We start from the raw sequence: 3,146 nt of genomic DNA on the forward strand, positions 1-3,146 counted from the left end.
CCTCCGGCGCCCCCGCCACCTCCGGCGCCCCCGCCACCTCCGGCACGGCCGACGCGCCCGTGTCGACCTTCCTCGCACTGAGTGTCTCGGACGCCGCGGAGGACGTGATCGCCGTGATCCGCGGCGGCGCGCGCGGATACGTCACCAAGACCATCTCCGGTGGGGAGCTCGCCGACGCCGTGCGCCGCGTGGCCGACGGGGACGCTGTGTTCTCCCCGCGCCTGGCCGGGTTCGTCCTGGACGCGTTCGCCCGCGCCGCTCCCGGGCCGGAGGAGCGGGGTGAGCCCGTCCACGACCCGGAGGTCGACTCCCTCACTCCGCGGGAGAAGGAGGTGCTGCGGTTGTTGGCACGCGGGTACACCTACAAGGAGATCGCGGAGAAGCTGTTCATCTCGGTCAAGACGGTGGAGACGCACGCCTCCAACGTGCTGCGCAAGACCCAGCAGTCCAACCGGCACGCGCTCACCCGCTGGGCGCAGTCCCGTCACCTGGACTGACGCACGCCGCCCCCACCCTCGGTGCCGTGTCGTCGCGAAGAGCGTTCCGCACACATCTGCCCGGAGTGGGGTGTGCGGAACGCTCTTGACGTTGACGCCGGCCAGCTACCGTGGCGTCGTGAGCGAACCGCGCGACCTCCCCGTCTGCATCATCGGTGACTCCTTCGTGGCCGGGTACGGCGACGAGACCGGCCGGGGGTGGACCGCGCACCTGGTCGAGGAGGGTGCCGGGGCGGGTCTGAGCCTCCACACCACCGTCGCGGGGATCGGCGGGGACACCTCCGAGATGATCCTGGACCGTTGGGACGAGGTCGACCGCCGACGGGCCGCGTTCCCGACCACGGCGGTGATCGCGGAGTTCGGCGTCAACGACGTGATGGAGCACGAGGGTGCCCTCCGTGTCGAGGAGGCGGGCACGGTCTCGGCCCTGCGGGGGATGATCGCCCGTGCTCCCGAGGGGCGGTTCCTGGTGGTGGGGCCGCCACCGGTCATGTGGGAGCAGGTCAACGAGCGGATCGCCGCCCGTGCCGCGGCCATGGCCGCGGTGTGCGCGGAGGCCGGGGTGCCGTTCGTTCCGACCTTCGATTCACTGCGGCCCGGCGGCGCGTGGATGCGCGAGGTCACCGCCGGCGACGGGGCACACCCCGGCCCCGCCGGGTACGAGGAGTTCGCCCGGGTCATCTGCGACCCGGTGCTCGGGTGGCTGCGCTCCCTGCCGGACGTCGAGCCGGGCTAGCGGGAACTCTTCATGGCGGTCCTGATCGTCACGGACGGGTCGGCCTGCAGTTCGGCCAGACGGTCCGACCCCATGGGCAGCAGCGCGATCCTCCCGCCGGAGTCGAAGTGCATCGCCCAGCCGTACGTCTTGGTCAGCGGGGAGGTGCGCAGGCACGGTTGGCCCTTGGAGAAGAACCGCTCGCGTTCGGCCGCGCGGTCGGCCTCCCCGATGCCCTTGCGAGCGCAGTGGACGTCGAAGATCAGATCGTCGCTCGTCCAGGTGTAGTCCGCACCCGAGAGCCTCTCGTACTGCAACTCGGCGATCGAGCGTCTCCCCGCGGGCGGCGCCGTGGCCGTCTCGGCCCGGGTGTCGGCCGCGGGCAGGATCAGTGTGTCGGTGTAGTCGGTGCTGTGCATGGCGCCCTCTCCTGTTCCCGGGGTGAGCGCGATGGTGTTCTCTCCGTCGCGGTCGGGGTCGGTGGTCTCCGGTAATCTGAGTATCGCCGCACGCCCCGTACGGCGGCAGGAGGATGAATCATGACGAGTCCGCAGAACCCTGACCGCATCGGCCAGCATTCCGAGGAGCCCGCGGACAAGGCCCGGTATGACCACGACGACGCGGTCGCCGACGAGTGGGGCGACGAGTCGTTCCCGGCCAGCGATCCCCCCGCGACCCCCTGACTCAGCGCAGTATCTCGAACTGCTCCGACACCGCCCGCAGCGCAGACGCGCTGCGGGCGAACTGTTCGGTCTCGGTGGCGTCGAGTTCCAGCTCCACCACGCGCTGTACGCCGGTCCGGCCGATCACCGCGGGGACGCCGATGAAGATCCCGTCCTGGCCGTACTCGCCCCGCAGCAACGTGGAGACCGGTAGCGACACCTGTTCGTTGCGCAGGACGGCGCGCGTGATGCGGGCGAGCCCCATGCCGATGCCGTAGCTGGTGGACCCCTTGGAGTCGATGATCCGGTAGGCGGCGTCCCTGGTCTCCGTGAAGATCTGGGCCAGCCGTTCCCGCGTGGCCGGGTCCCCGTCGAGATCCCGACGCAGTGGCACCCCGGAGACGTTGGCCGACGAGAAGACCGGTAGCTCGGTGTCGCCGTGTTCGCCGATGATCGAGGCGTGCACGCTCATCGGGGCGACGTCGTAGTACTCGCCCAGCATGAACCGGAAGCGCGCGGAGTCGAGGATCGTTCCGGAGCCGATGACCTGCGCGGAGGGCAGGCCGGAGTAGCGCCACGAGGCCTGGGCGAGGATGTCGACCGGGTTGGTGGCCACGAGCAGGATGCCGTCGAAGCCGGTCGCCATGACATCGCCGACGATCCCCTCGAAGATCGCCATGTTCCTGCCGACCAGGTCGAGCCGCGTCTCGCCGGGGCGCTGGGCGGCGCCGGCGCAGATCACCACCATCGTGGCGTCCGCACAGTCGTCGTAGGTGCCCTCCGTGACGAGGGTGGGGGAGGGGGCCCACACGACGCCGTGGTTGAGGTCCATGACCTCGCCGACCAGTTTGTCGTGGTCGATGTCGATGATGGACAGGTGGTCGGCCAGGCCCTGGTTGACGAGCGCGTAACCGTAGGCGATGCCCACGTCCCCGGCGCCGATGAGCACGATGCGGTTCCCGATGGAGGCCTTCATGGTCACCGAGGGTAGATGCTCCGGGTGAACGACGGGGGACGACGACGAGGAGAACCCCGTTCGAACAGGTGTTCTTGCACTGTGTCGGGCTCGTGGTGTTCACTGTTCCCCGTGATCGAAAAATAGTTCGATCCGAGCGGTTGGCGGCGTGTCGTCCGGGGTGGGAGTTGGTGGTGATGGTAGTGGGCACCTCTGTCGTTGATCTGTCCGGCCTCGGCACGGCGGACCGCGTCGCTGAGCTGCGTCGCCGACTGGCCACGATGCCCGGTGGGGGTCCGCCCGCCGCCGCGCGCTCG

General features: G+C 70.1%; 5 protein-coding genes. 3 read left to right on the top strand and 2 right to left on the bottom strand.

The genetic code is table 11. The annotated features are described in order from the left end of the window. Together G6018_RS01985 and G6018_RS01990 are read left to right on the top strand one after the other, a co-directional pair. On the top strand, nucleotides 1-497 hold a 497-nt coding region (locus tag G6018_RS01985), incomplete at its 5' end, for a response regulator transcription factor (protein WP_241731232.1). Nucleotides 498-615: 118 nt separating this feature from the next. After that, nucleotides 616-1,233: a GDSL-type esterase/lipase family protein gene (locus G6018_RS01990; protein ID WP_017837202.1), complete on the top strand. Its 618-nt coding sequence runs from the start codon at nucleotides 616-618 to the stop codon at nucleotides 1,231-1,233. Here the strand turns inward: G6018_RS01990 and G6018_RS01995 are convergent. Continuing rightward, entirely contained in the window at nucleotides 1,230-1,631 is a 402-nt protein-coding gene (locus G6018_RS01995) for a DUF6157 family protein (protein ID WP_182638580.1), read from the bottom strand. The two genes, G6018_RS01990 and G6018_RS01995, sit on opposite strands and share 4 nt — an antisense overlap. A gap of 120 nt (nucleotides 1,632-1,751) precedes the next feature. Between G6018_RS01995 and G6018_RS02000 the strand changes: the two genes are divergently transcribed. Continuing rightward, nucleotides 1,752-1,895, top strand: a complete 144-nt coding sequence (locus tag G6018_RS02000) for a hypothetical protein (RefSeq protein ID WP_179524701.1) — start codon at nucleotides 1,752-1,754, stop codon at nucleotides 1,893-1,895. A 1-nt stretch (nucleotide 1,896) separates the two neighbouring features. Here G6018_RS02000 and G6018_RS02005 read toward each other — a convergent pair whose 3' ends face one another. Then, entirely contained in the window at nucleotides 1,897-2,850 is a 954-nt protein-coding gene (locus G6018_RS02005) for an L-lactate dehydrogenase (protein WP_179524702.1), read from the bottom strand. Between the last annotated feature and the right edge of the window lie 296 nt (nucleotides 2,851-3,146).

Origin of the sequence: Dietzia sp. DQ11-44 (genome assembly GCF_014145205.1) — a bacterium.
Taxonomy (GTDB): domain Bacteria; phylum Actinomycetota; class Actinomycetes; order Mycobacteriales; family Mycobacteriaceae; genus Dietzia; species Dietzia natronolimnaea.

Bases quoted from the DNA above. Each gene is read 5' to 3' on its own strand.
- G6018_RS01995 (WP_182638580.1), bottom strand. From the start codon at position 1,631: ATGCACAGCACCGACTACACCGACACACTGATCCTGCCCGCGGCCGAC.
- G6018_RS02000 (WP_179524701.1), top strand. From the start codon at position 1,752: ATGACGAGTCCGCAGAACCCTGACCGCATCGGCCAGCATTCCGAGGAG.
- G6018_RS02005 (WP_179524702.1), bottom strand. From the start codon at position 2,850: ATGAAGGCCTCCATCGGGAACCGCATCGTGCTCATCGGCGCCGGGGAC.